Origin of the sequence: Corynebacterium vitaeruminis DSM 20294, from assembly GCF_000550805.1 — a bacterium.
In the GTDB taxonomy this organism is placed as follows: Bacteria; Actinomycetota; Actinomycetes; order Mycobacteriales; family Mycobacteriaceae; genus Corynebacterium; species Corynebacterium vitaeruminis.
Genome location: NZ_CP004353.1, coordinates 505,207 through 529,937, shown reverse-complemented (window position 1 = coordinate 529,937; position 24,731 = coordinate 505,207). Strand labels below are relative to the sequence as shown.

Annotated in this window: 24 protein-coding genes and 1 pseudogene; 3 read left to right on the top strand and 22 right to left on the bottom strand. The window is 67.3% G+C overall.

The window, feature by feature from the left end; all coding sequences use genetic code 11:
• Positions 1–23 precede the first annotated feature (23 nt).
• Positions 24–1,121: an alanine racemase gene (alr, locus tag B843_RS02575; RefSeq protein ID WP_025251961.1), complete on the bottom strand. Its 1,098-nt coding sequence runs from the start codon at positions 1,119–1,121 to the stop codon at positions 24–26.
• Positions 1,122–1,238: 117 nt separating this feature from the next.
• On the opposite strand from alr, the gene B843_RS02570 reads away from it, so the two are divergent.
• Positions 1,239–2,093: a dienelactone hydrolase family protein gene (locus tag B843_RS02570; protein ID WP_025251960.1), complete on the top strand. Its 855-nt coding sequence runs from the start codon at positions 1,239–1,241 to the stop codon at positions 2,091–2,093.
• Positions 2,094–2,134: 41 nt separating this feature from the next.
• Here the strand turns inward: B843_RS02570 and B843_RS02565 are convergent, their stop codons facing one another.
• From B843_RS02565 to eccCa, 10 genes are all read right to left on the bottom strand, one after another.
• Positions 2,135–2,332 (bottom strand): hypothetical protein, encoded by a 198-nt coding sequence (locus B843_RS02565; RefSeq protein ID WP_025251959.1) that lies wholly within the window; start codon positions 2,330–2,332, stop codon positions 2,135–2,137.
• Positions 2,333–3,541, bottom strand: coding sequence for a hypothetical protein (locus tag B843_RS02560; RefSeq protein ID WP_025251958.1), 1,209 nt, complete (start codon positions 3,539–3,541; stop codon positions 2,333–2,335).
• On the bottom strand, positions 3,541–3,888 hold the full coding sequence (locus B843_RS02555) for a hypothetical protein (protein WP_025251957.1): 348 nt from the start codon (positions 3,886–3,888) through the stop codon (positions 3,541–3,543). Before B843_RS02555 ends, B843_RS02560 begins: the two co-directional genes overlap by 1 nt.
• A 151-nt stretch (positions 3,889–4,039) precedes the next feature.
• Complete coding sequence (glmM, locus tag B843_RS02550; protein ID WP_025251956.1) at positions 4,040–5,383, bottom strand: phosphoglucosamine mutase; 1,344 nt, start codon at positions 5,381–5,383, stop codon at positions 4,040–4,042.
• A 163-nt stretch (positions 5,384–5,546) separates the two neighbouring features.
• A complete protein-coding gene (gene rpsI / locus B843_RS02545) occupies positions 5,547–6,077 on the bottom strand; it encodes a 30S ribosomal protein S9 (RefSeq protein ID WP_025251955.1) in 531 nt (176 codons plus the stop codon).
• On the bottom strand, positions 6,074–6,517 hold the full coding sequence (gene rplM, locus B843_RS02540) for a 50S ribosomal protein L13 (RefSeq protein WP_025251954.1): 444 nt from the start codon (positions 6,515–6,517) through the stop codon (positions 6,074–6,076). Before rplM ends, rpsI begins: the two co-directional genes overlap by 4 nt.
• A 388-nt stretch (positions 6,518–6,905) precedes the next feature.
• On the bottom strand, positions 6,906–7,193 hold the full coding sequence (locus tag B843_RS02535) for a WXG100 family type VII secretion target (RefSeq protein WP_025251953.1): 288 nt from the start codon (positions 7,191–7,193) through the stop codon (positions 6,906–6,908).
• Between the two features lie 22 nt (positions 7,194–7,215).
• Positions 7,216–7,533: a WXG100 family type VII secretion target gene (locus tag B843_RS02530; protein WP_025251952.1), complete on the bottom strand. Its 318-nt coding sequence runs from the start codon at positions 7,531–7,533 to the stop codon at positions 7,216–7,218.
• Positions 7,534–7,696: 163 nt separating this feature from the next.
• Positions 7,697–8,653 carry a type VII secretion-associated protein gene (locus tag B843_RS02525; protein WP_025251951.1) on the bottom strand — a complete coding sequence of 319 codons (957 nt, stop codon included), beginning with the start codon at positions 8,651–8,653 and terminating at the stop codon, positions 7,697–7,699.
• A complete protein-coding gene (gene eccCa, locus B843_RS02520) occupies positions 8,650–12,318 on the bottom strand; it encodes a type VII secretion protein EccCa (RefSeq protein WP_025251950.1) in 3,669 nt (1,222 codons plus the stop codon). The genes B843_RS02525 and eccCa overlap by 4 nt, the downstream gene beginning before the upstream one ends.
• A gap of 368 nt (positions 12,319–12,686) precedes the next feature.
• Between eccCa and eccD the strand changes: the two genes are divergently transcribed.
• Together eccD and B843_RS02510 are read left to right on the top strand one after the other, a co-directional pair.
• Positions 12,687–14,042 (top strand): type VII secretion integral membrane protein EccD, encoded by a 1,356-nt coding sequence (eccD, locus tag B843_RS02515; protein ID WP_025251949.1) that lies wholly within the window; start codon positions 12,687–12,689, stop codon positions 14,040–14,042.
• Positions 14,039–15,160 (top strand): S8 family serine peptidase, encoded by a 1,122-nt coding sequence (locus B843_RS02510; RefSeq protein WP_025251948.1) that lies wholly within the window; start codon positions 14,039–14,041, stop codon positions 15,158–15,160. Before eccD ends, B843_RS02510 begins: the two co-directional genes overlap by 4 nt.
• On the opposite strand, the gene B843_RS02505 is transcribed toward B843_RS02510, so the two are convergent.
• From B843_RS02505 to infA, 11 genes and pseudogenes are all read right to left on the bottom strand, one after another.
• Positions 15,157–15,582, bottom strand: a complete 426-nt coding sequence (locus B843_RS02505) for a TIGR02611 family protein (protein WP_025251947.1) — start codon at positions 15,580–15,582, stop codon at positions 15,157–15,159. The genes B843_RS02510 and B843_RS02505 overlap by 4 nt on opposite strands.
• Positions 15,583–15,705: 123 nt before the next feature.
• Positions 15,706–16,980, bottom strand: a complete 1,275-nt coding sequence (gene eccB / locus B843_RS02500; RefSeq protein ID WP_025251946.1) for a type VII secretion protein EccB — start codon at positions 16,978–16,980, stop codon at positions 15,706–15,708.
• 93 nt (positions 16,981–17,073) lie between these two features.
• Positions 17,074–19,461 (bottom strand): DUF6541 family protein, encoded by a 2,388-nt coding sequence (locus tag B843_RS02495; RefSeq protein WP_051483432.1) that lies wholly within the window; start codon positions 19,459–19,461, stop codon positions 17,074–17,076.
• A gap of 85 nt (positions 19,462–19,546) precedes the next feature.
• Positions 19,547–20,429 (bottom strand): annotated as a pseudogene (gene truA, locus B843_RS02490) (tRNA pseudouridine(38-40) synthase TruA).
• A gap of 157 nt (positions 20,430–20,586) precedes the next feature.
• Positions 20,587–20,784 carry a YgaP family membrane protein gene (locus B843_RS02485; RefSeq protein ID WP_025251944.1) on the bottom strand — a complete coding sequence of 66 codons (198 nt, stop codon included), beginning with the start codon at positions 20,782–20,784 and terminating at the stop codon, positions 20,587–20,589.
• 169 nt (positions 20,785–20,953) lie between these two features.
• A complete protein-coding gene (rplQ, locus tag B843_RS02480; RefSeq protein ID WP_025251943.1) occupies positions 20,954–21,436 on the bottom strand; it encodes a 50S ribosomal protein L17 in 483 nt (160 codons plus the stop codon).
• Positions 21,437–21,509: 73 nt separating this feature from the next.
• A complete protein-coding gene (locus tag B843_RS02475) occupies positions 21,510–22,526 on the bottom strand; it encodes a DNA-directed RNA polymerase subunit alpha (protein WP_025251942.1) in 1,017 nt (338 codons plus the stop codon).
• A 98-nt stretch (positions 22,527–22,624) separates the two neighbouring features.
• Positions 22,625–23,230 (bottom strand): 30S ribosomal protein S4, encoded by a 606-nt coding sequence (gene rpsD / locus B843_RS02470; RefSeq protein ID WP_025251941.1) that lies wholly within the window; start codon positions 23,228–23,230, stop codon positions 22,625–22,627.
• Positions 23,231–23,252: 22 nt separating this feature from the next.
• A complete protein-coding gene (rpsK, locus tag B843_RS02465; protein ID WP_025251940.1) occupies positions 23,253–23,657 on the bottom strand; it encodes a 30S ribosomal protein S11 in 405 nt (134 codons plus the stop codon).
• 3 nt (positions 23,658–23,660) lie between these two features.
• Positions 23,661–24,029: a 30S ribosomal protein S13 gene (gene rpsM, locus B843_RS02460; RefSeq protein ID WP_025251939.1), complete on the bottom strand. Its 369-nt coding sequence runs from the start codon at positions 24,027–24,029 to the stop codon at positions 23,661–23,663.
• Between the two features lie 228 nt (positions 24,030–24,257).
• Entirely contained in the window at positions 24,258–24,476 is a 219-nt protein-coding gene (infA, locus tag B843_RS02455; protein WP_025251938.1) for a translation initiation factor IF-1, read from the bottom strand.
• Positions 24,477–24,731 lie beyond the last annotated feature (255 nt).

Here is a 24,731-nt window from a genome sequence, read left to right as displayed (position 1 = left end):
TGCTCCTTTTCGCTTTCCGACGCCTACGGCTTTGTGACCCGGCGGGTGCGCCCCGTCGGGCGGCAGATGACTTCGTAGTTGATGGTACCGATGCCCTGGGCGAGCTCGGTGGCGCTCATGCCGTCCGGGCCGAAGATGACGGCCTCGTCGCCGGGTGCGACCGCGTGGGGGTTCTCACCGAGATCGATGACGAACTGGTCCATGCACACGCGGCCGACCTGTGGGTACTGGCGCCCGCCGATCGTGACGCGGATGTGGCCCTGCGCGGCGCGCGGGACGCCGTCGGCGTAGCCCGCGGGCACGACGGCGAGATAGCCGTCGCGTTCGGCGTGCCAGGTCATCGAGTAGCTCGTCCCCTCGCTGGCCTTCACCGGCTTGACGACGGTCACTTTCCCCACCCAGCTCATCGCCTCGCGCAGGCCGTGATCCTGCTCGGGGATCGGCTCGAGCCCGTAGAGCGCGATGCCGGGGCGGACCATGTCGAAGCGCAGGTCGGGTCGGGTCAGCGTCGCGGGAGAGTTGGACAGGTGGTTGACGGGCAGTGCGAGGCCGAGGGAGCGGCCCAGCTCGATGGCGCGGCGGAAGTTGTCGGCCTGGAAGTCGGTGTAGGGGTTGCCGGGCTCGTCGGCGCAGGCTAGGTGGCTGAAGATGCCCGTGACCTCGATGCCTTGGGCGTCGCGAAGCAATGCAAAAACCTCGGCCCACGATGCCTCGTCGACGCCGGAGCGGTGCAGGCCCGTGTCCACCTTGACGGTCACGCGCACGGGGTGCTCCTTGCCGAGCTCCGCCAGGAAGTCGGCGTGTGCCGTCGAGACGACGGCGAGATCGACGCCCGCGGCAACAGCCTTGCGCGCGAGCTCCTTCTGCTCGGGCGACCAGATCCAGCACAGAATGGGAAGCGTGATGCCTGCCTCGCGCAGCTCGAGGGCCTCCGCGAGCGTCGCGACGCCGAACTGGTCCGCGCCGTTTTCCGACATGACCCGGGCCGCCTGCGCCGCGCCGTGGTTGTAGGCATCCGCTTTGACCACGCACATGAGCTGCGCGGGGGCCACCAACTCCTTGATCTTTCGGGTGTTGAAGGCGATGGCGTCCAGATCAATGCGGGTTTCGAGCAGGTTCATGACTAATCATTGTGCCACTCGCCCACCACCTCGCCCGCACGCCACCCGCGAACTGGGTCCCGGCCAGCACCGCATGCTGCATGTATGACGTCTAGGTTTCCACTATCCTAAGTAATTGTGGCTGAGAACTTGAACAAGCACCTGTCGAAACTATCCAAGCGCGGTCCGCACCGAGTCATGGTCGGCGACCTCGACTACGCTGGCCTGCCCGGCAAGATCTACACCCCCGCCGAGGGCACCGGGCTTCCCGCGATCGCGTTTGGCCACGACTGGATGAAGGACATCTCCAAGTACCACGGCACCCTGCGCCACCTCGCAAGCTGGGGCATCGTGGTTGCCGCGCCGAACTCGGAAAAGCGCATCAGCCCCGATCACCGCGGGTTCGCCGCCGATCTTGAAAGCTCGCTGCAGATCCTCGCGGGCGTTCGCCTCGGCACCGGCAACATCACGGTCTCCCCGCACCGCCTGGGACTCGTCGGCCACGGCATGGGCGCCAGCGCCGCTATCCTCGCAGCGGCGGGCCGCCCCAACCTCGCAGCCGTGGCGGCGCTGTATCCTGCGCAGTCCACTCCCCCGGCCGACGCGGCGGCGAGCTCCGTCACCGCGCCCGGCCTCGTCATCGGCTCCGAAGAGAGCCCGCTGTTCGACTTCGGCAACGCACCGAAGATCGCCTCGCAGTGGGCGGGCGAGTGCACCTACCTCGAGATCGACGGCGCCAACCACCAGAGCCTGAGCGAGGACACCTTCTTCAAGTTGGCAACCGGGCTCGGCGGCGTCAAGGCTGCACCCCGCGAGCTGATCCGCGGCGTCCTCACCGGCTTCCTGCTGCACCGCCTAGCCGGCGAGCGCCAGTACTCCGCTTTCAGCGACCGCGAGGCCTATGCAAAGAAGGTCCACTCCTTTACCGGCGAGGAGCTCGCCGAGAAGGCAAACGTCGCGGGCAACCCGAAGGTGCCGTTCTTCGGCAAGTAGTCTTTCTGCCACGAGGGCGGCGAGGAAAATCTTTGCCGCCCTTATTGCTCTTTCAGAATGCCGCGGACCTTGCGCGCCCGGTAGACCCGGCGGATAGGGGCTCGCTCCTGCGGCATGGCCTGTGCGCGCCGCTCTGCGTCGGTGCGCCGTTCGGTGGCCTTATCCACCGACCTGTCGAACTCGGCCATTCGCTTCTCGGCGCGCTCACGGAAGATGCGCACGAACTCGTCGTAGTCCATTTACCACCCTCCTGCCTTGCGAACCGTCAGCGCGGGCTCCGGCACCGGTTGCTGCTGGACCGCGGGGATCGGCTTGGGCGGCGGCTCGGCGGCCGCCATCGGGATCGGCTTCGGCGGCGGTTCCACGCCTGCGGGAACCGGCTCGGGGACGACCTCGGGGACCGGCTTGGGCTCGGGCTGCGAGACCGCCTGTTGCTCGGACTGAGGTGCCGCTAGCTCGGGGCAGTCCTTTGCCGCGGGCTCCTCTGCGGGCTCGGGCTGAGGCACCTCGGGCTCGCACGACTCGAGGCAGTGCGCCACCTCCTCGACGATGAACCCCACCGCCGCGACCACGATGCCCAGCCCCACCAATCCTAGGACGCCGCAGCTGGACGCTCCCGCCGAACCCGCAGGAGTCCCAGCCGGTGCTGCCTGCGGGAGGTTTACCGTGGCGGCCGGTGTGGTCAGGGGCTCCACTCCGCTCTCGGACGAGGCCGCAGCCACTGAAGATGCCGCGGCCACCGAAGACTCCGCACTCGCCGAGGAGGCGGCACCTACCGAGGACGAGGCCGGAGCGGTCAGGCAGGCCTCGGGTACCGGCGCCTGCGGCGCGGCGCATTCGGTGCCACCGGCGTCGACAAGCGAACTCAAGCACGAGCTGATCGCCTCGTCCCTGTCGTCGCAGAGCCCCTCGATGGCGGAGGTCGCGTCGTCGATGAGGCAGGCACCGGCCTCGACTGCGCTGGCGAACTCGGCGGGGTGCTCGCTCGGGTCGCAGGACTCGAGGAACGCGCAGATGTCGGCGATGGTCGCCTCGAGCCTGCGGGCGACCTCCTCGCAGGCCTGGTTCGCCTCCTCGTTGACGGTGTCGACGGCGTCGGCGGCCTTGCCCGTCTCCTCCTCCACCTTCTCCGCGCCCCGGATGCGATCGACGAGCTCATCGACCAACTCGATGAGGCCGGTCGCCACCAGCGAGTATCCGATCTCCTTGACCAGCGTGAACGCGACCTCGGCGAGGTCGGGCAGCTTGGACGCCGCCCCGCGCGCCGCATCGGTTACCTCACCCGCCTTGCGGATCGCCGCGGTGTCGAGACCGTCGGTAGCCCCCAAGGCCTTCTCCAGCCCCTCTTCGACGGCCTTGCCCGCGTAGCTTCCGCGCGAGGCGGACTTCAGCGAGGACACGCACTTGGACACCGTCTGCACGATGATCCGGATCAGCGGCGCCGCCATCAGCTACGCCCCCAGATCGCACGGGTGCTCGCCGCGTGCGCCTCGTCGGTGGCACGCAGCTCCTCTACCTGCTGCAACGCCGCGGTGACGCCGCGAGATAGAACGTCGAACGCGGCTGCGGTGCGCTCGTGCAGCCCCGCGTAGACCTCCCCCAGCGCCTTCTCGTACGCTGCAAATCCCCTGCCCGCCGCCCCTTTTGGGAGGGTGGGAGGAAGTCCTTGGTGGGCGCGCGCCAGCTCCGCGGCCAGCTCCCCCATCCGCGTCAGCGCCTCGTTTGAGGCCACGGGGTCGAAGGCAAGGGTCGCAGAACTGGTATCGGTGGAAGTGGGTGGGTCTAGCGGTGGCATGGTCCGTCCTTTTCGCGTCTGGTCTGTGTCGCTACCCCACAAAGACGCCCGACCTCGCCCCGCGGTTCCTCCCACGCGAAAAAGCCCCGAAGTCTCCTCCGAGGCCCTTTGGGTTGTGCCGTCGCTTTCCGACGCCTACGACGCCGAAGCGCTAGACCTTCGCCACCACCGCGGCCAGGTCGGCCGCGATGCTGCGCGCCTGCTCCTCGTCGGCGGCCTCGACCATGACGCGGAACAACTCCTCCGTGCCCGAGGCGCGCAGCAGCACGCGACCGGTGCTGCCGAGCACGCCCTCCGCCTGCGCGATGGCCTCGACCACGCTCGGGTGGGACTCGATGATCGTCTTGTCGGAAACCGGGACGTTGATGAGCACCTGCGGAAGCACCGTCATCGCCTGGGCCAGCTCCTTGAGCGGCTTGCCGGTCTCGGCCATGCGGCTCATGAGCGCGAGACCCGTGAGCGTGCCGTCGCCGGTCGTGCCGTGATCCGGCATGACGATGTGTCCGGACTGCTCGCCGCCCAGGCTAAAGCCGCCCGCGTTGAGGTCCTCGAGGACGTAGCGGTCGCCGACCTTGGTAGTGCGCAGGGTGATGCCCGCGGCATCCATGGCCAGGCGCAGGCCGAGGTTGCTCATGACTGTGGCCACGAGGGTGGACTTGCGCAGCTCACCGTTTTCCTTCATCGCCAACGCGAGGATCGCCATGATCTGGTCGCCGTCAACGATATTTCCCTCCGCATCGACCGCAAGGCAGCGGTCGGCGTCGCCGTCGTGGGCAAGCCCCAGGTCGGCCCCGTGCTCGACCACGGCCTGCTGGACCTGCTCGATGTGGGTGGAGCCGCAGTTGTCGTTGATGTTGTAGGCGTTGGGCTCGTTGTAAATGGCGATGACCTCGGCGCCGGCGGCCGCATAGGCGCGCGGGGTGACCTCGCTGGCCGCGCCGTTGGCGCAGTCCACAACCACCTTGATGCCGTCCAGCCGACGGGGCATCGCCTGGGCGAGGTGCTCGAGGTAGTGCTTCTGCGCGTCGGTGGCCTCCTCGATGACGCGGCCAATGCCGTGCCCGGTGGGGCCGGTCTCGGGCAGCTGCCCCATGGTGTGCTCGATCTCGTCCTCGACGGAGTCGGGCAGCTTGTGCCCGCCCTTAGAGAAGAACTTGATGCCGTTGTCGGGCATCGGGTTGTGGGACGCGGAGATGACCACGCCCATGTCCGCACCGTAGAAGTCGGTCAGGTAGGCCACCGCGGGGGTGGGCAGGACGCCGACGCGCAGCACGTCCACGCCGCGGCTGGCCATGCCCGCGGCCAGCGCCGCGGCGAGCATCTCACCGGACACGCGCGGGTCGCGGCCGATGACGGCCAGCGGGCGGCGCTTCGACGAGGAGTGGTCGGAGGTGAGCACGTGTGCCGCCGCAGATCCCAGCCGCAGCGCCAAAGGTGCAGTGAGATTCTTGTTGGCAAGGCCACGGACACCGTCGGTTCCAAAGAGTCGAGTCATAGGTTCCATTATGCATGGCGTCTCCTCCCCAACCTGCATCAGCGTCTCGCGAAGCCCCGACGCACGCGAGCGTTCTCAGCGGAACCCACGGCTGGCCCAGAAACGGCAAAAGCCGCCCCCACCGGAGACGGTGAGAAGCGGCTTTGCGAAGCGAAAAGGAGTATTAACGCTTGGAGTACTGCGGTGCACGACGTGCCTTGTGCAGACCGGCCTTCTTGCGCTCGACGGCACGAGCGTCTCGGGTAAGGAAGCCAGCCTTCTTCAGGGCAGCGCGGTCTGCGGAGTTGTAGACGTTCAGCGCACGGGCGATGGCGAGGCGGAAAGCGCCAGCCTGGCCGGTCGGGCCGCCACCACGCAGGTTAGCGTGGATGTCGAACTGACCGTCGCGGTCGATGAGGACCAGCGGAGCCTTGATCAGCTGCTGGTGCAGCTTGTTCGGGAAGTACTCCTCCAGCGGGCGACCGTTGCAGACGATCTCGCCGGAACCCTCGACGAGGCGAACGCGGACGATGGCGCGCTTACGGCGACCAACGGTCTGGATCGGGCCCTCGTGGTACACCGGCGCAGCGGCCTCGACCTCGGTGGAGGTCTCAGCGGCGATTGCGTCGCCGATGGTGTTGGTGAACTCTTCGGTCGCAGCAGCGACGTCGGCTGCCTCTGCCTCGAAGTTGTCGTTTACATTCTGCTCGGTCACTGTGCCACCTGCTTAATCTCGAAGGTCTCTGGCTTCTGAGCAGCGTACGGGTGCTCGGAACCAGCGTAAACGTGCAGCTTCCGCACGGATGCACGGCTCAGCTTGTTGTGCGGCATCATTCCGCGGACGGACTCCTCGATGACGCGCTCTGGGTGGATTTCCAGGGAGCGACCCAGAGTCAGGGACTTCAGACCACCCGGGTAACCGGAGTGGCGGTAGCGCATCTCGCGATCGCGCTTGTTGGAAGAAACGTGAACCTTGTCGGCGTTGATCACGATCACGTGGTCACCGCAGTCGACGTTCGGTGCGAACTGCGGCTTGCCCTTGCCGCGAAGCAGGTCTGCAACCTGGGAAGCCAGGCGACCCAGCACCACGTCAGTGGCGTCGATGACGTACCACTTACGGGTAATGTCACCGCTCTTTGGGTGGTAAGTAGACACTTTGACTCCTTATTTAAGTCTGTCTAGTAGAACTGCCAGCCATGGCGAGTACGAGCGCAAAGTAAGCGGCGGCCGGTGGTGACCCGTCTACTCGCATCTGCGCGCCCACCTGCGGATTTCCGCACGACGGCGCGCCTCATACACACAAGTTGACGATTTTACGCCATGACATGCGCTTCCCCCAAATTTTTTCTTTTTGCTTCTCGACGTTCACCTTCGGCGGCTTACCCAACGCATGACGCAGCGCCCCGCGGCCTCGTCCCATTCGATGGGAAACCCGGGCGCGGGGCGCAGCGTGCCTGCCTACTGCTCTTCTGTTTGCTCGCCGGCGGCCGGGGCGTGCCTGCCTTGAACCCGTGATGAATCCCCGGATGCCGGCCCTAGTGTGTTATCCCCAGGAAGCGGCCGCCTTCCGGTTGACTTCCGCCATCCGGTCGTTGCCGTCGCGGACAGTGTTGGAGATGGTAGCGAGGATGGTGTTGAGCTCGGCTGCCGCGCGATCCCACTTCTGCTGGGCTTCCTGATAGGCCGTGGAGCTCTGTCCCTCCCAACTGGACACCATGGGCTGGATCTGTGCTTTGAGCCCGTCGAGGAGGGAGTTGATGCGGCCGGAGGTGGCCTGGATGTCGCTTGCCGCGGCGTCGATCTCGCCGAAGCCGTACTTGATCATGCTCATGAGCGTTCCTTTTCTTCCTTATTTAGAGGGCCAGACCCTGGCCGCCGACGGTGCTGAACTGCGCCGCGTTGTCCGCCTCGACGGTGTCGAAGGAGGATGCGTTGGCGCGGATGTTCTCGCTGATGCTGGTGAGCGCCTCCTGGAGGTCGGTGGCCGACGCGTTCCAGCGCTGCATGAGATTGTCGAAGGAAACCTGGGCGGAACCCACCCAGGAGCCGCGCACGGAATCCACGACTCCGCGCAGGCGGCCCAGCTCGCTTTGTACCTCGTTGTTGGTGTCATCGACGCGGGCGGCGGTGGCCACCATGACGTCGGCTTCGGTTCTAAACATTCCGGACATTCCTCGTCCCTTTCTGATGAGTAAAGATCGCGGCCGGAGGCGGCCTGCGTGGTGTGAGGGGTAGCGCGCCGATTGCCGTGACCAGTGTTCCCCCAAGCGGCCACGGCATCGGACGCGCTCACCCATGTTTGACCGCGCTGCAGCGGGAACGGTTCCCTCCTCGTCAGGCTTGTGCCGCCACGGTCACCGTGGCGGCGGCCATGCGGCAGGCGGCCTTCTGGGAGAGCCCGAGCTCAGTGCGGGAATGACAGCCCACCGAGTAGAGGTTTCCCTGCTCAACCCACACCGACCAGCCCACGGTCGAGCCGTCGCCGGGGTCCTCGACGTAGGCGGTCTCAAGGTCGCCGCGGTTGATGCCGCTCGGCGTCGCGAGCGTGAGCGCGGGATCCTCCTCGATCATGCGATCGATCTCCGCGCGCACGTGTTCGGCGGGCAGGTCGCCGACGAACTCGGTGGCCATGATGATCCGGAGATCCGGGTCGTAACCGGTCGCCATGATCATGCCGTCGTCGCGGGTCTGGAGCTGGTACCCGCTGGGAAGCTGCACCCTAAGCCCCGCGTGCTCCAACAGCGCGGGCGGTGGCTCAGTGGAGGTGGAGGGCGCAGCCGAGCGCGGAGCGGGCGCGCTGGTCGTGGCCTGCTCGGTGGTGGCATGCGCGACCCGGGCCACGTCGAAAGCGGGCTCGCGAGTGATCGCCCACCAGCTGATAAGGCCGGTCGCGATGACCACCACCGCGAGCGCGGCGTGAAGCGGGTGCCAGCGTCTTCGGTCCTGAACTGGCTCGGTCTTTGCGGAAGGCTGGTCGACGGCATCGTCGCGGTGCACCTCGGCCGAGTAGGCGCCAATGCCTTTGGCCAGCAAGGCATTGACCAGCGCCGCGGCCACCTCGGGGCGCGCGTCGACCGCCACCTCGACGTCGGGCCAGCTTTCCGCGAGCATCTGCCTGACTTGGTCGAGGGCCGGTTGGATCGCCCAGCCTTCGAGCATGCCGCTGGCGGTGAGGTCGTAGCGGTAGACCTCTTCCTCCCCCTCGAAAACCGTGGCGTTCTCGACCACGGTGATGACGAGGTCCGGAGTCACCTCGACAAGCTCGGTGATGTCGGTTGATTGCCTGGTCATGGCCGGGTTCCTTCCGCCTGAGCAATGTGGATAAGGCCGCGGTGGGTCCCCTTTTCGACGAGCGCCGCCCTACCGGGCGGCTTCGGCCCGGTCCGCACGCCAAAGAGCGGTCCGTCGTCCTTTTCCGCGTCGAGAAGAACCGCCGTGGGCGCCTGGTCCTTAAGCTCTGCGAGAAAGGGGCGGAACAGGGCCCGCTGGACCCCGCCCGACTTCCGCGCGAGCACGATGTGGAGCCCGATGTCACGGGCGTGCGGAAGCACGCCGAGCAGGGGGTTGAGGCAGCCGTCGGGAAGCAGGTCGTAGTCGTCGATGACAAGGAAGATCTCGGGCCCCGACCACCAGCTGCGCGCCGCCAGCTCGGTGGCGGTGACCTCCGGGCCGGGCAGCCGGGCGGAAAGCGTGTGTACGGTGTCCGCCACGAGCTTTTCCGTCTGCGCAGTGCCGCCCGAATACCCAGCCACCATGTCCTCCGGCAACGCTCCTAGGTGGGAGCGGCGGTGGTCGATGAGAACGATCCGCGCCGCCTCGCGACCGAGCCCACAGATCTCCTCCGCGATCGTTCGCAGGAGGGTGGACTTTCCGCTGCCCTGGCCGCCGAAGCACACCAGGTGCTGGCTCTGCGAGAAGTCCCAGGCCACGGGTTCGAGGCGCGGTCCGCCCATGCCAAGAAGCAGTCCGTGTCGCGGGGCCGGGGCGCGGTCGCGTAGCGTCGACAAGCAAAGCGTGCTGGGGAGCTGCTTGAGCGGCGGCACTGGTGTCTGGCCGCTGGTCACGGCGCAGGCGTGGGCGATGTCTTGCCCGCTGGAGAGGGCGAACAGCGCGCGCTCCCCGCCCGGCAGCAACGCCGACCCCGGCGCGGCGGGCAGCTTCTGCTGGAGCTTGCGATCGATGAGCGAATCGAGAGACTCGCCGAGCTTGAGCTCGATGCGCTGGGTAACCAGATCGCGCACCGCCGGGCGTACCGCGGTCCACCTCGGGGTGCTCAGCACCAGGTGGACCCGGGCGGCGAGGCCGTCGGCGGCGATCCTCGCGAGCGGGTCGAGCAGGTCTTCGAAGTCGCTGGCTAGGACGTGCCAGCCGTCGACGATGAGGAACGTGTGGCGGGTCTCGGGCTCCTCGATGAGCCCCAGGACCTCGTCGATCACGCGTCGCACCTTCTCGCCCTCCGGCTTGGTGGCCACCCCCGCGACGTGCAGAAGCTGCTCGAGCTGCCGCAGGCTGCTCCCCGAGAGGTCGAGGACATAGAACCGGATCGCCTCGGTCGAGTGGGTGACCGCGAGCGAGACGACGAGGCTGCGCAGCGCGTTCGTCTTTCCCGTCTGCGGCCCGCCACACACCGCAGCGTGTCCTCCCTGACCGCGGAAGTCGAGGAGCAGGACGTCTTGGCGCTGTTGGTACGGCCGGTCGATGATCCCGACCGGCGCGAGGAGCTCGCCGTGATCCTCCACCACGCCCGACAGGGGCAGCTGCTCGGGCAGCGGTGGCAGCCAGATGGGGTGCGCGCGCTGCTTCCTGCGCTCGGCCACCTGACTCGTGGCCTCCACGACGGCGTCGACCAGCGTTCGGCCGCGGGGATCGACGGTCACGCCGGCTTCGCCCGCGGGGACGATCTCCTCCACATCCTCCCAGGAGTGAAACTCTCGGACCGCGAGGCTTGCGGCCACCGGCCGGTTCTCCCGGGTCAGCGGGCCCGAGATGTAGGAGGCACGAAACCGCGTGATGCTCTCCGAAGAGGTCCTGAAATAGCCGCTGCCCGGCTGGTTGGGCAGGTGGTAGGCGTCCGGCACACCCAGCACCTGCCTGGACTCCGCTGCGGAGAAGGTCTTGAGTCCCAGCCGGTAGCTCAGGTGGGAGTCGAGCCCGCGCAGGCGCCCCTCCTCCAGCCGCTGCGAGGCGAGCAGCAGGTGGATGTGCAGGCTGCGCCCCAGGCGGCCGACGGCCACGAAAAGGTCGGCGAAGTCGGGGTGCTGGCCCAGCAGCTCGGAGAACTCGTCGATGACGATGAACAACGCCGGAAGCGGCGCCAGCTCCGCGTTGTGCTCGCGCGCGGCCGTGTACTCGGTGACGTTGGCAAAGTTCCCCGCCTTGCGCAGGAGCTCCTGGCGTCGGTTCATCTCGCCCGCGATCGCGTCGTGCATGCGCTCCACCAGCAGCGACTCGTCCTCGAGGTTGGTGATCACCGCCGAGGTGTGCGGCAGTCCGTCCAAGCCCAGGAAGGTCGCGCCGCCCTTGAAGTCGACGAGCACGAAGTTGATATCCTCCGGGCTGTGCGTCGCGGCCATCGCCGCCACCAGCGTGCGCAGGAGCTCGCTCTTGCCGGACCCGGTCGCGCCGATGCACAGCCCGTGCGGTCCCATGCCGCCGTGGGCGGACTCCTTGATGTCCACGATGAGCGGCGCGCCGTGGTGGTTCAGGCCGATCGGCACAGCCAGGCGGCGGTTTCCTCGCGGTTGCCAGAGCTTGTCGACGGCTGCCGCATCCAATTCCTCCACGCCGAGCAGCCGGCGCAGGTCAGAGGAGTCTCCGGCCGCGGTATCCGGGCGGCGAAACCTCGTGAGCGAGCGCGCAAGCTGGGTGGCGGCGTCAAGGCTCAGGCCGTCGGGGGCTCCCAGTTCCTCGGTTCCCGCCTCGGTGGAGGTGCTCAACGCCTCGTCGGCGTCGAGGATGAGGCCTTCGTTCTCCGCCCACTGGGCCAAGACGGTCCCCTCCCGCATTCCCACGCTGAGGATGCAGGTGTGCTCCCCCTCGACGAGGGCTTGGTCGGCGTCGATGGTGTCGTCGACGACGAGAACCTGGAAGGCCGCGCGACCGGGGTTGCGCGTGTGCGGCAGCCACTTGCACCAGTCAAACCCCAGCCCGAGGGTCTTGATCCCCACCGCTTCCGGCCCATGATGCACCGCCAGCTGCGCCAGGATCGCCCGGGCCAGCTCCGGCGCTCGGGGGCCGGTAAGCCCGACCACGGGGAAGGCCTGCAGCTGCACTACCAGCGGAAGCCCCGGCACCGCGCCCACCGAGCGCACGACGTGGCGCAGGCTGATGGCGCACACCGGGTCGAGGTCCTCGGGCGCCCCCGAGTCCTCGACCGCGATGGGCGTGCACAGCGCGGCGTTGCCCGACCCCACCCTCACAGCCAGGGCGTCGGGGGATTCCGCGCCGCGCTCCCACATCCGTGGCGTGCCCACGAGCGACCACAGCTCGCCCGGGGCGGGATTCTTGTATTCCTCGTGGCGGCGCTGGGCCTGGGCGTTGCGCAGCGCCTGCTCGCGCAGGGAGTTGAGGTGGCGCAGGTACACCCGCCGGGTCTCGTCGACGTCTTCGCCGGGGGTGGGGCTGAGCATCATGAGCAGGCTGGTGAGCATCATGAGCGGGAAGATGAGCACCGTCGGGTTCAGCGGGCCACCGGAGAAGGCCATGAGCCCCACCATCGCCACCACCATGAGCACCATGACCAGCGGCATGAGCGCTCGGATGAGCGGCACGGGCTGGGGCTTGCTCGCCTCAGGGATCCGCTCGGGGCGAAGCTCGCCCGCGGGAAGCGGCGGGGCCGCCTCGCGGTTGGTCGCGGCCAGCATGGGCACCTCGTCGCTGGGCGCGTCGAGCAGACACGGGGCCGCCGCGATGGCGGCCGGAGCTTCGGCCCGCGCCTCGGCGGCCACAACGGTCACCCGCCGCCGAGCGCTCCCGGCTGGTGCTACCTGCTGACGGGCCCCGCCTCCTAGCGCGGAAACCCTCGCGAGCAGCCGATTTATGGAATTCATCGATTCCCCCTACCGATCAAGGACCGCGCCAAAAGGCCAGCCCAAGGGTGTCCTCCGCCCGTCATACCCTTAGAACGAGCGTCGTGCCCCACAGGATAGGCCATCGCCTCGACACGCGCTCGTCGAGCGCAGTATTCGTCGACAAGCGAAAGAAGTTTCGATCGGAGCGGAACCGTGCCAGCGACCGCGCAGTCCAATGCGCCTAGAGCCCCGAGCATCCCGATGATGCCACGGGCATACCCCGAACCACCCACCTCGAGAAACAGGGAGGACGCATGCCCCTCGTCGACCACCTTCTGCGTGTTCACGTGCGCCTGGCCTTGGGCGGCGACGTGGCGCGGGTGCGCAGCGGCGCGGACCTGTGCCTGCCGGCTGCCTCCACGATGGAGGAGGTCCTGCCGGAGGTGCTGGCGCTCATGAAGGCGCCGCAGATCTCGCTGCCGTGGGAGGCCCGCACCCCCGCCGGACAGCTGCTGGATCTGCACGAACCGCTGTGCTCGCTGGGAATAGGCCACGGATCCGTCATCGTGCTCGGACCCAAACGAGAATCCCCCGCGCCGCTCGTCAAGGACGCGGCCGAGGCCCTCGTGGATGGTCCGAGGCCGACCGCCAACCCGGCGGTGACCGCGGTGTTCAGCGCACTAGCCGGGGTGGTCGCGCTGGGGGCGGTCGTGTCCTCGCCGGCGCTGGGAATTCCCCTCGCGGCGCGACCCGCGATCCTGGCGTTGGCGTGTTTCGCGTTGCTGCGCTGGCCGCACGCCTCCGCGCTCGTGGTTCCCGGCGCGCTTGCGTGCGCGGCGGCGGCCACGTGGGCGATAGGCGGGCCTCGGTTCTACGAGCTCGCGCCGGATCAGGCGGCGCTAGCGGTCATCGGTGGGGCGCTCTTCGCGTTCATGTACGTGGTCGGAACCCTGTTTATCGCCCGGGTTTCCGCCCTGGTGCGGGCCGCCGTGGCCACCGCCTCCATCGCTGCCGCTCTCGCATGTCCTGCGGCGTGGCTCTTCCGCCCCGAGTTCGGCCTCTCGCACGAGCGCTGGTGGCTAGGGTATTCGGCGCTGCTCGTGGTCGTAGGCATCGCGGGCATGTTGTTTTCCCCTGGCGTTGCCGGTTCGCTGGCAGGGCTGAAGGTGCCACGGATCCCCAGCGCTGGCCACGACCTCGCGGAGAGCGACCGAGGGCTCGAGGATCCGGACGCCGTAGCTGGCCTCGCGATCGCGATCAACGACGGTATCCACGTCGGCTGCGGGGTGGCGATCCTCGCCGGGGCGGTGGGGCTCGCGCAGGGAGAAGGCGTGTTCGCCCAGGCCCTGGCTCTGAGCGCGTTCGTTGCGCTCGCGCTCCACGCTCACCGGCAGGCCTCGGCCGTGTGCGTGTGGTCGTCGTGGGTTCCCGCGGCCGTGTGCGTCGTTGCGGTCGCGCTCGCGGCGGGGCCAGGGGCGTGGGGAATCGTCCTTGCGCTTCCGCCCGCGTTGATTCTCGTCACCGCCCCGGCTTGGTCGGCAAGGGTGCCGGAGCTCGAACCCACCACCATCAGCTGGTTCGAGCGCGTCGAGTCCCTCGCGGTCGCCGCGACCCTGCCGCTCGCGCTTCACCTCGCCGGGTTCTTCGCCATGGTGAGGGCGCTCGGATGAGGTGGTGGCGGGTGCTCGCGGCCTGCGCGTTCCTGCACGTCGCCGTGCCGCTTCCGGCGTCGGCGCAGCCCGCCTGCGCGATTCCCCTCCCCGCGACGTCCCACGACATCGCGTTGCAGGCCGACGTCGGCGACCGTTTGCGAAAGGTGCATTCGCTTGCCGACGGCCATGGCGTGAAGGTCGCGGTCATCGACACCGGCGTCGAGCCGGTGCCGCGCCTCGGGGAGATCATCGACGGAGGGGATCTGCTCGCGGAGGGTTCGACGGCTCTTGCGGACTGCGACGCGCACGGGACCGTGGTCGCCGGCATCATCCGGGCCGTGGACACCGGCGACGGGGTGGTGGGCGTGGCCCCCGGCACGCAGCTCATCGCCGTCCGGCAGACCTCCTCCCGCAACCAGCGGCCGGAGGAGGAGCTCGGAGGCACCCTCGCCTCGCTTGCCGAGGCGATCCACCGCTCGATCGACCTAGGCGCGCAGGTGATCAACGTGTCCGTGGTCAGCTGCCTGCCTCCTGCGGTCGCGCCCGACCTCGCGCCCCTCGACGCCGCGCTTGCTCGGGCGGAGGATTCCGGGGTCGTGGTGGTCGCGGCGGCAGGAAACGAGTCACCGCGCTGCCCGCGGGGGTCTACTGTGCTGCCCGCGGCGCGCCCCAGCGTCGTGGCGGTCGCCGCCCACGACTCCCCCGATTCACTGAGTTCTTACTCGCTCGATGCCCCCGGCGCGTTGAGCGCCGCGGGGTTGGTCGAGGCCGGGGTCACCGGCGCGGGGTTGAGCGCGGGGCTGGAATCCGGCGGCGGCGTCGCGGGCTTCGAGGGCACGAGCTTCGCGGCACCGGTCGTCTCGGGGGTTGTGGCGCTCCTGCGCCAGCGCCACCCCGAGGCGAGCCCGGCGCAGCTCCGAGAGATGCTTTCCGCCAGCGTGGATCCGACGACGGGCGCGGTCGCCCCAGAGAGGATCGTCGGGATGCTCGCACCGACCGACGGCAACAAACGCGGGCTCACGGTGGCGCGGGCGCAGGTGGAGGGCGCTCCCGTCGGCGAGAGGCTGGGGTACGGGCTGGCGATCGCCGCGGGAGTCGCCGTGCTGGCGCTGGCCGCCCGCGGCGCGCGGCGCTAGCTGTTCGCCATGGCCTCCATGACTGGGTCGAGCGCGGGGATCGCCCCCATCTGCCAGGCGATATAGGTCGAGGCACCGACCGCTACCCAGGCCACGGCGCAGGTACCCGCGACGATCCCGTAGCGGTTGGTCTTGGGCTGGCGGCGGAACCAAGAAAAGAAGCACTCGTATTGGTGCACGCCCCACTCGAGCAGGCGGTGCGCCCAGTGGACCTCCAGCGAGAGGATTCCCACGCCCACGAAGACGGTGAGCCAGCCGGGGCCGGGGAACGGGATGGTGATGATCCCGATGATGACGATGAGCCAGCCGATGGCAAGCGTCGCGGGGCGGACGAGGAAGCCCAGCTTCTTCGTCTTGAGCGCCTCGTGGTGGGCTGAGATCTTTCCGACCTTCTCCGCCACCGTCTCGCGCATCGAACCCATAGGTGCCACGCTTTCCGTGCCGAATTACAACGATTTGGCACGAGTCTACACTCAGCCACCGTGGTTGCCTATGTGCTCTCGAGATTTAGAGAACAAACCCACAGCGTCTTTACAGGGGCCGGGCTAGGACTCGTCAGCGTCGATGGGGCGCGCCGCCTCGTCGAAGGTGAGCGGGGTGCCCTCCGGCAGGAGCCTCAGCAGCAGCCAGTCGACCTGCTGCGGCGTGCCCGCCCCCACCATCGCGGTCTCCGCGTCGCCAGCGCCTGCGCCGAGCGCGTGCCTGCGCCCCGACTCGGACACCACGTGCAGGCCCGAGCCGGTATCCACGAGCATGGCCGCGCCGCCTCCGAGGAAGTGCGTGGCCACCGACTCCCCCGCCAGCGCCTGCGCCTCGCGCTCCGTCTTCTGCACGCCGAGCGTGCCGTCGGCGTCCACGCACAGTGGCTTGTCGCTCGGGTCGATAAACCCCGAGGAGGTGTCCGGCACGGATACCGGCGCGGGTGAGTCTGGCTCGCCGCCCAGCCGCGCCTCGGTGACCTCGACCCGGCTGACCCCCGCCGCAACCAGCGCCTCTGCCTGCCCGTGCGTCAGCGCCGCCACCCCGTCGGGGCGCTTGAGCCACGTCCTCTCCCCCGCCACCCACACGGCGGCGTCGGCGGGAGGGGCTTCCAGCGGGTGCTCGTTGAGTAGGGAAAGGACGTCCGCGGGCGGCGTCCACACCGGGGTCTGCGGGGTAATTCCCAGCCCCCGGCGCCACGTCCTTCCCTCCGGGGTGTCGGCAAGGGGAAGTTGGTAGCGACCATCTGCCGTGACCACGAACTCGCGACCGCCAGCGCGGGCGAAGACCGCGCCAGAAGGATCCTCCTTAAACTCCTCCGCGGCGGCGACCACCGTGACCTTGTCCTCCGCCGGCGTCGCCCGGGAAGAGGACACCCCGCTCGTGTGGCAGGCCAGCCACGCGCGCGGGGCATCGCTAGAGGGCTGCTCGTAGACACCGGGGGCGTCGACAATGCCCACGGGATGGCCCTTCGGCAGAGCCGCGAGCTGGGTATCGGAGATGGACTTCGCCTCGGCCGCCTCGCCCGCGAGCAGCCGGGCGGAGGTGAGGTTGGGCACGGGGTGGTAGCGGCCGTCGAGGCGCGCGTACAGCTGGCCGCCGCTGGCGCGGAGGATGGGGACGTCGCCGGGGTTGGCGTCGGGGGCGAAAAGCGCCATCGCCCCCGCGGCCACCGCGATGAGCACGCTGGCCGCTCCGCCGAAGAGCATCGCTCGGCGCCGGCGCCCCAGGGGATCGTGGATCATGCGGATGTCGCCGAAGACCAGCCCGTGGGCCACCCGTCGCTTGAGAAACTTGTGCCCGCTGATCTGGACCTTCGTGGTTGGGTTGAGCCGCGCCATGATTCCCCCGATACGCAAACCACCGCGGGCAGACCCCCTCCCCGCGCGGGCGGTGGCTCCCCCTTTTGAAGCCCCGCTGTGTCGGGAACAACCCTAGTAGTCGAACGGGTCGGGCGCGACCTGAGTGATGTCCACTCCCCCCTCGTCCTTGAGGGTCGGGCGGTGGTAGTAGGGCACGTCGGAGGGGTCCTCGTCGCGCGGGGTGGTGGTGTCGCCGTAGAGGTAGGGGTTTCCGTCGGCGTCGTGGGCGACGGCGGGCGCCTGGGAGGTGTCGCCGCGGTCCACCGTGGCGTCGGAAAGCATGTCCTCGGTAGCGAGCAGGTTCACCCCGAGCTCGCCATAGGTGGCCTGGTGCGGCAGCGGGTCCGGGGAGCCGCTGCCGCGCATCCGGTCGAGCTGCTCGTCGGTGAAGTGGGAGTTGACCGCGAAGATCGCCACGGGGCCGTCCTTGTACACGAGCGTGAGCCCCGGCGAGGTGTAGAGCCACTCGGCGAGCGCGCGGTCCTCCTTCTGGAAGGCCCAGAAGTTTGGCAGCGAGGTGACGAAGTAGTTCACCTTGAGGTCGTCGATCGCCTCGTCGACGGAGTTGCGCGTGTGCGACTCGCCGTGGTTTCCGGCGCCAGCGAGGTTGCCGTGCCAATAGAGCGTGTTGACGCTACCCGGCACCGGGTTGGTGGACATGAGGTAGTGGCGCTCGATGGAGGGAAGGCCGTTGTAGGCGTACATCCAGCCGTGCCCGTCGGCGGGATCGCCCATGATCGTGCCCTCGTAGGCCTTGGGCTGCTTCGCCAACCAGTCGAAGGCCTTGGTGTCGGAGTCGTTGGTCATGCGGCCGTCGTGGACCGAGGCGACGGCGAAGTCGCTGCCGTCCTCGACGAGGCTTTGCTCAGCCGGGATCGCGATGACGGCGACGGCCACCGCGAGGACGGCGGAGACGCCCCAGGAGATGCGCCGCACGATCGGCTGGGTCAAGAATCCCACGGTGACAAGCCGGATGACGGTGGCGATGCCCACGCCCGCCGCGGCGAACAGGAACATGGTCACCGGCATGATGAGGCGGTGCGCCGAGTTGTAGTGCAGCGCGCCGACGAACTCGAGCAGACCGCCCCAGGGGTCGGCGAACGGGACGATCGAGTTGGCCGTGATCCAGGCGCTCAGTCCGAAGGTGAGCGGCGCCCAGAGGTTGAGCCGCCACAGCGCCGTCGCGGCGCCGATGCCCGCGAGGACGAACAGCCAGGTCCAGTTGATGTCGCCGAACTCCTCGTGGTGGCGGGTGGCCATGGTGAACACCTCGCCCCAGCTCTCGGCGCGGGAGACGTCGCCGAGGTCGGTAAAGGAGCTGACCTCCTCGGTGGACGCGGAGCCGGACAGCAGCTGCGGGAGCAGGATCGCGGTGGCGATGCCGCCCGTCAGCGCCAGCACCGCGAGGTCCTTGAGCCGCACCAACGCCCCGGCCGTGAACCCGGAGGTCTTTCGGCTCGGGGCCCAGATGAGCCGGGTCAGCCACCACAGCGCCAGTGCCATGACGGGGACGGTCACGGCCGAGGGGTGGACCATCGCCAGCCCCATGAAGCCGAGGCCCGCGGCCAGCGCCCTGCGGGGCACCGCGGCGATCGACATGAACAGCGCGAGCACGATGCCGGTCATGCACATCGCGGCGACGTACGGCCAGGCGCCGACGTAGCTGCCGATCCAGAACACCGTCGGCGCGCAGAAGATGAGCACCGCGGACAGCCCCGCGCCGATCTGCGCGAGCATTCCGCGCCGGTTGACGATCCGCCACGCGATGAGCCCGACGCTGAGCGGCAGCACGATGCCGGGCAGCACGAAGCCGGTGAGATTGGTGGCCTCGATGGGGGTCAGGTGCGCGATCTCGCCGAGGATGCCCGCGCCCGCGTGCCAGCCCGAGGGGTAGTACATCTGGGCCTGGCCCTCGTAGTTGCGCAGCTCGCCCATCCGGGTCGGGTCGGCGATCCCGGAATCCATGACCCAGCGGACCTCGCTCGCGTGCCACTGCACGTCCCACCCCTGCGGGATGTCCGCCAGCCGGTGAGGCAGGTCGTCGAAAAGCGAAATGCATCGCTGCAGAAAGAGAAACGAGCCGGTAATGGCGCCCGCCGCGGGCAGGATCCAGTTGGGGTCGGCGAGCCCTCCGCCGTACCGCTTCCACCACGGGGCCTTGTGCAAGACCGCTTCACGACGCCTACGGCCGGCGAAGTAGAAGGCGAGGCTCCACGCGAGGGCTATGAGGCAGGCGATCGCCCAGACGACCGAGACGGTGCCCACGTCGTAGCGGATCCCGAGCTGGCTAAGAAGCCACCCGGAGAAGCCGAAGAGCGCGAACGTGGTGGGCGTGGCCGCGGCGACCGCCCACGGCACCCTGATGCCGCTGAGCAGGTTGATGACGAAGCCCGGCACCATGAACACCGCGACGGCGATGAGCGCTGCGTGCGCAATGTTCACGTCGGCGAGTTGATCCATTGGGTCCTGCACCTTCCTCAGAGAGCCTATTCGGTTGAAGATTCTAGCCGGTCGGGGTGCATAAAACGCCCCTCGGCTCGCGATTTCAGGAGTGCCTCAGGTCCCCTGCCGTGCGCGTGGCGCGGGTCGCCTCCGCGCGGGCCGCCAGCTGATCGGCCGCCGGATAGTCGACGCGCACGAGGCTGAGCCCGTTGGCGGGTGCCACCGGAACCCACGAGGAGCGCGACGTCTCGCGCAAGAGCTCGCCTGCAAAGCCCGTTTCGCGCCGCCCCTCGCCCGCGACGAGGCAGGCGCCGACGAGCGAGCGCACCATCGACCAGCAGAAGGCGTCGGCGACGACGTGGGCCTCGTAGACCTGCGGCTCGAGCTCGGTGGAGACGTCCCGCCACTCGAATCGCTGGAGGTCGCGGATGGTGGTGGCCCCCTCGCGGTGCTTGCAGAAGGCGGCAAAGTCGTGCAGGCCGATGAGCACGTCGGCCGTGGCCTGCATGACCTCGAGGTCGACCGGGCGGTTCCACGTCGCGGTGTCGACGGTCCGGGTGGGAAGCGCGCCTCGCGGATGCGTGGTGATCCGGTACAGGTAGTGGCGGCGCAGCGCCGAGAAGCGCGCGTCGAAGCCGTCGGGTGCGAACTCGCAGCGGTGGATGCGGACGTCCTGCGGCATGAGCCTCGCTAGCCTGCGCACGAGGCGGGCGAGGTCGCCGTCGATGCTGCGGGTACCCAGCGCGCCCCGGGGGGATGTCGAAGTGCGCGACCTGGCCCGCCGCGTGGACGCCTGCGTCCGTGCGCCCGGCGACGGTGAGCTCCACCGGCACGCGCAGCACGAGCGAGAGCGCCTTTTCCACCTCGCCCTGCACCGTGCGCAGCGGCGAATCGCCCTGCTTCGCCCAGCCGTGGAAGCCGGTCCCGTCGTAGGCGAGGTCGATGCGGATCCTTGCTAGGTCTTCGCCTTGCTTGTCGACGCCCATGGCGACTTCTCCCCTTCCCCGCGCTGCGGCCTGCGTTGTCTAACCCACCCAACCTAGCGCATCGGCTTGCCGCGGTGCACCTTCGCGCACGCGAACGCCGAGGCGGCGGCGCTTAAAGGGGAAGGGCCACCGCCCCGGCGGGCGGAAGAAAAAGGAGCTACTTCTTGGTGCTGAAGTTGAACAAGCGGTAGAGCGGGCAGAACCCGACTACGGCGGTGAACCCAGCGATCAGCGCTAGGATCAGCAAGATGATGCCGCCAACCTTCGACATACCCACCATGTAGGAGGCCACGAGGAGGACGATGGCAAGCACACCGCGGATCCAGCGATCGGTGGAGGACTCGTTGACGTTCATGATGTCACCTTTCTAGGAAGGCCCATGGCTCACACATCCACGCCACGAGGCCGCTTTGTCATACAGGCCAATTATACCCCCGCGAGTATGACCGCCCGCAACGCGAGAGCTCCCGAAATGGCGAAAAGGCGCCCCGAATGGGACGCCTTTCACATCACGCTAGAGGGAATTAGTTCTCCTCGGAAGCGGTCTCCTCAGCCTTGGTCTCCTCGGCGGGAGCCTCCTCAGCCTTCGGAGCCTCAGCCTGCTTGGAAGCAGCGGCGCGCGCGGCGCGGCTAGCCTCGGCGGAGACGGTCTCCTCCAGAACCAGGGAGATCTGGCTCATCGGAGCGTTGTCACCCTTGCGGTTCTCGAGCTTGATGATGCGGGTGTAGCCACCCTCGCGGTTCTCGAACTTCGGAGCGAGCTCGTTGAACAGGTAGTTGACAACATCCTTGTTCGGGATGAGCTTTGCAACGTTGCGGCGATCGGCAACGGAGCCACCCTTAGCCTTGGTGATCAGCTTCTCTGCGTAAGGACGCAGCAGCTTGGCCTTGGCGTCGGTAGTCTTGATGGCACCGTGCTCGAACAGCTGTGCCGCGAGGTTAGACAGAATGTGCTTCTGGTGGCTCGCGGAACCGCCGAGACGGGCGCCCTTCTTAGGTGTAGGCATTGTGTACTCCTCGTGTACAGGTTAAGTGAGCGCGTGGAAGCGGATCGGGTGCGATCCGGCCTCCGGAACTTGATTACTCGGAATCTTCCGCATCCAGGTCCACGTAGTCGCCGGTTTCGGCGTCGTAGCCCTCCAGCTGGGTCGGGTCGAAGTCCTCAGGGGCCTCCTTGAGGGTCAGGCCCAGGCCAGCCAGCTTAATCTTGACCTCGTTGATCGACTTCTGGCCGAAGTTGCGGATGTCCAGCAGGTCCGACTCGGTGCACTCTGCGAGCTCACCGACGGTGTGGATCTCCTGACGCTTCAGGCAGTTGTAGGAACGAACGGAGAAGTTCAGGTCCTCAATCGGCATGCCGTAGGCAGCGATGTACTCCGTCTCCTGCGGGGACGGGCCGATCTCGATGCCCTCGGCGGCGGTGTTCAGCTCGCGTGCGAGGCCGAACAGCTCAACCAGGGTCTTGCCCGCAGAAGCCAAGGCGTCACGCGGGGCGATGGAGTTCTTGGTCTCGACGTCGATGATCAGCTTGTCAAAGTCGGTGCGCTGCTCGACACGAGTAGCCTCGACCTTGTAGCTCACCTTGAGCACCGGGGAGTAAATCTGGTCGACCGGGATACGGCCGATCTCGCTCACACCCGAGTACATGGTGGCCGGAACGTAGCCGCGGCCACGCTCGACAACCATCTCGATCTCAAGACGGCCCTGCTCATTCAGGGTTGCCAGGTGCAGGTCGGGGTTGTGAATCTCCACGCCTGCCGGCGGCTCGATGTCACCAGCGATGACAACGCCCGGACCCTCAGCGCGCAGGTACATGACGACCGGCTCGTCGGAGTCGGAAGACAGAACCAGACCCTTAATGTTCAGGATGATGTCGGAGACATCCTCCTTCACACCGCTGATGGTGGTGAACTCGTGGAGAACACCATCGATCTTGACGCTGGTGACTGCAGCTCCAGGAATGGAGGACAGCAGCGTGCGGCGCAGCGAGTTACCCAGGGTGTAGCCAAAACCAGGCTCCAGCGGCTCGATGACGAACCGGGAACGGGCTGCGTCGACGACCTCTTCGCTAAGGGCGGGGCGCTGAGAAATGAGCATTGAACTCTCCTTGTGTGACGACCACTATTTGACGTCTGATGGGGCGGAAAGGATGGGGAAAAGTATTCGTGCGATGCGCGCAAGGCGCAGGGCAGCGATTACTTCGAGTAAAGCTCGACGATGAGCTGCTCCTGCAGCGGAACGTCGATCTGAGCGCGCTCGGGCAGCTGGTGCACGAGGATGCGCAGGGTTGCTGGGACGACCTGCAGCCATGCAGGCACGACTGCGTCAACGAGGTTCTCCTGAGCCTCTTCGAACCACACCATCTTCTGCGACTTCTCGCGAACGTCGATGATGTCGTACTGGGAGACGCGGTAGGAAGGAACGTTGACCTTCTTGCCGTTCACAGTGAAGTGGCCGTGGGAGACCAGCTGACGAGCCTGGCGGCGGGTGCGTGCCAGACCTGCACGGTAAACAACGTTGTCAAGGCGAGCCTCGAGCAGGACGACGAGGTTCTCACCGGTCTTGCCCGGCAGGCGGTTAGCCTCGGCGTAGTAGCGGCGGAACTGCTTCTCGAGAACACCGTAGGTGTACTTTGCCTTCTGCTTCTCCTGGAGCTGCAGCAGGTACTCGGACTCCTTGATGCGAGCGCGGCCGGCCTGTCCCGGGGGGTAAGGACGACGCTCGAATGCCATGTCTCCGCCGACGAGGTCGACGCGGAGGCGGCGGGACTTACGGGTTGCTGGGCCAGTGTAACGAGCCATAGTAAGTTACCTTTTCCTTTCCTTAAACGCGACGACGCTTGGGCGGGCGGCAGCCGTTGAACGGCTGGGGGGTGACATCGGAGATGGAGGTTACCTCGAGGCCAGCGGCCTGGAGGGAACGGATAGCGGTCTCACGTCCGGAGCCTGGGCCCTTGACGAAGACATCAACCTTCTTCATGCCGTGATCCATTGCCTTGCGAGCTGCGTTCTCAGCGGCCAGCTGTGCGGCGAACGGAGTGGACTTACGGGAACCCTTGAAGCCGACGTGGCCGGAGGATGCCCAGGAGATAACAGCACCGTTCGGGTCCGTGATGGACACGATGGTGTTGTTGAAGGTGGACTTGATGTAAGCGTGGCCTGCGGCCACGTTCTTCTTGACTACGCGACGGCCAGTGCGGCGTGCGCCAGTGCGTGCTTTAGGAGGCATGTATTACTTCTTCTTTCCGGCGATTGTCTTCTTAGGACCCTTGCGCGTACGTGCATTGGTCTTGGTGCGCTGGCCGCGAACCGGGAGGCCACGACGGTGGCGCAGACCCTGGTAGGAGCCAATCTCAATCTTGCGACGGATGTCAGCCTGGACCTGGCGGCGGAGGTCACCCTCGACCTTCCAGGTTGCCTCGATAACGTCACGCAGAGCAGCAACCTGCTCGTCGGTGAGGTTGTCGGTGCGCAGGTCTGGGGAGATGCCAGTCTCCTCGAGCAGCTTGGCGGCACGGGCGGGGCCGATGCCGTAGATGTAGGTGAGTGCAACCTCCATGCGCTTGTTGCGAGGGAGGTCCACACCAGCTAGACGTGCCATGTGGCAAAACCTTTCCGGTTGTTACGGTGGTTTTCTCCTTACTCGTCCTCGCCAGTCATCGCTTTGCCCGGGCGGACGCCGGACGATGGGATGAGATACACGAGGCTTCGGCCACCGTAGCCAAAGGTGAGGATGAAAAAGCGGTGAAAAGTCTTGATTCAGGCGGGCACAAGTCAGCCCGCCTGAAGAAAACGCCGCTTATTCAGTGAAGCAAGGAGGCTTCTTTAATTACTTGTAGCGGTAAACGATGCGGCCGCGGGTGAGGTCGTACGGAGACAACTCCACAACAACGCGATCTTCGGGGAGGATACGGATGTAGTGCTGACGCATCTTGCCACTGATGTGGGCAAGAACCTTGTGCCCGTTATCGAGTTCGACTCGGAACATTGCGTTGGGCAGGGGCTCGATGATCTTGCCCTCTACCTCGATTGCGCCTTCCTTAGCCATAGCCTCCACTTTTCCTCAAAGCCCAAAGGAGGATTTTTCCTGCTCAGGGCTTAAAAAATTTGAGTTGCTTACCTTGGATGCAGGGACATGCCCATACACCATTGGACTACGTTACAGCTTTGTTTAAGATTGCGCAACCTATTGGCTAAAATTCTTTGACTTCAAGGCGTGTCACTCCCACCATCGGCGCTCACACCCCTCCCCGAAAACCAAAAACCACCGGAGGAAAACCTCCGGTGGTGCCGCTGAAAAACC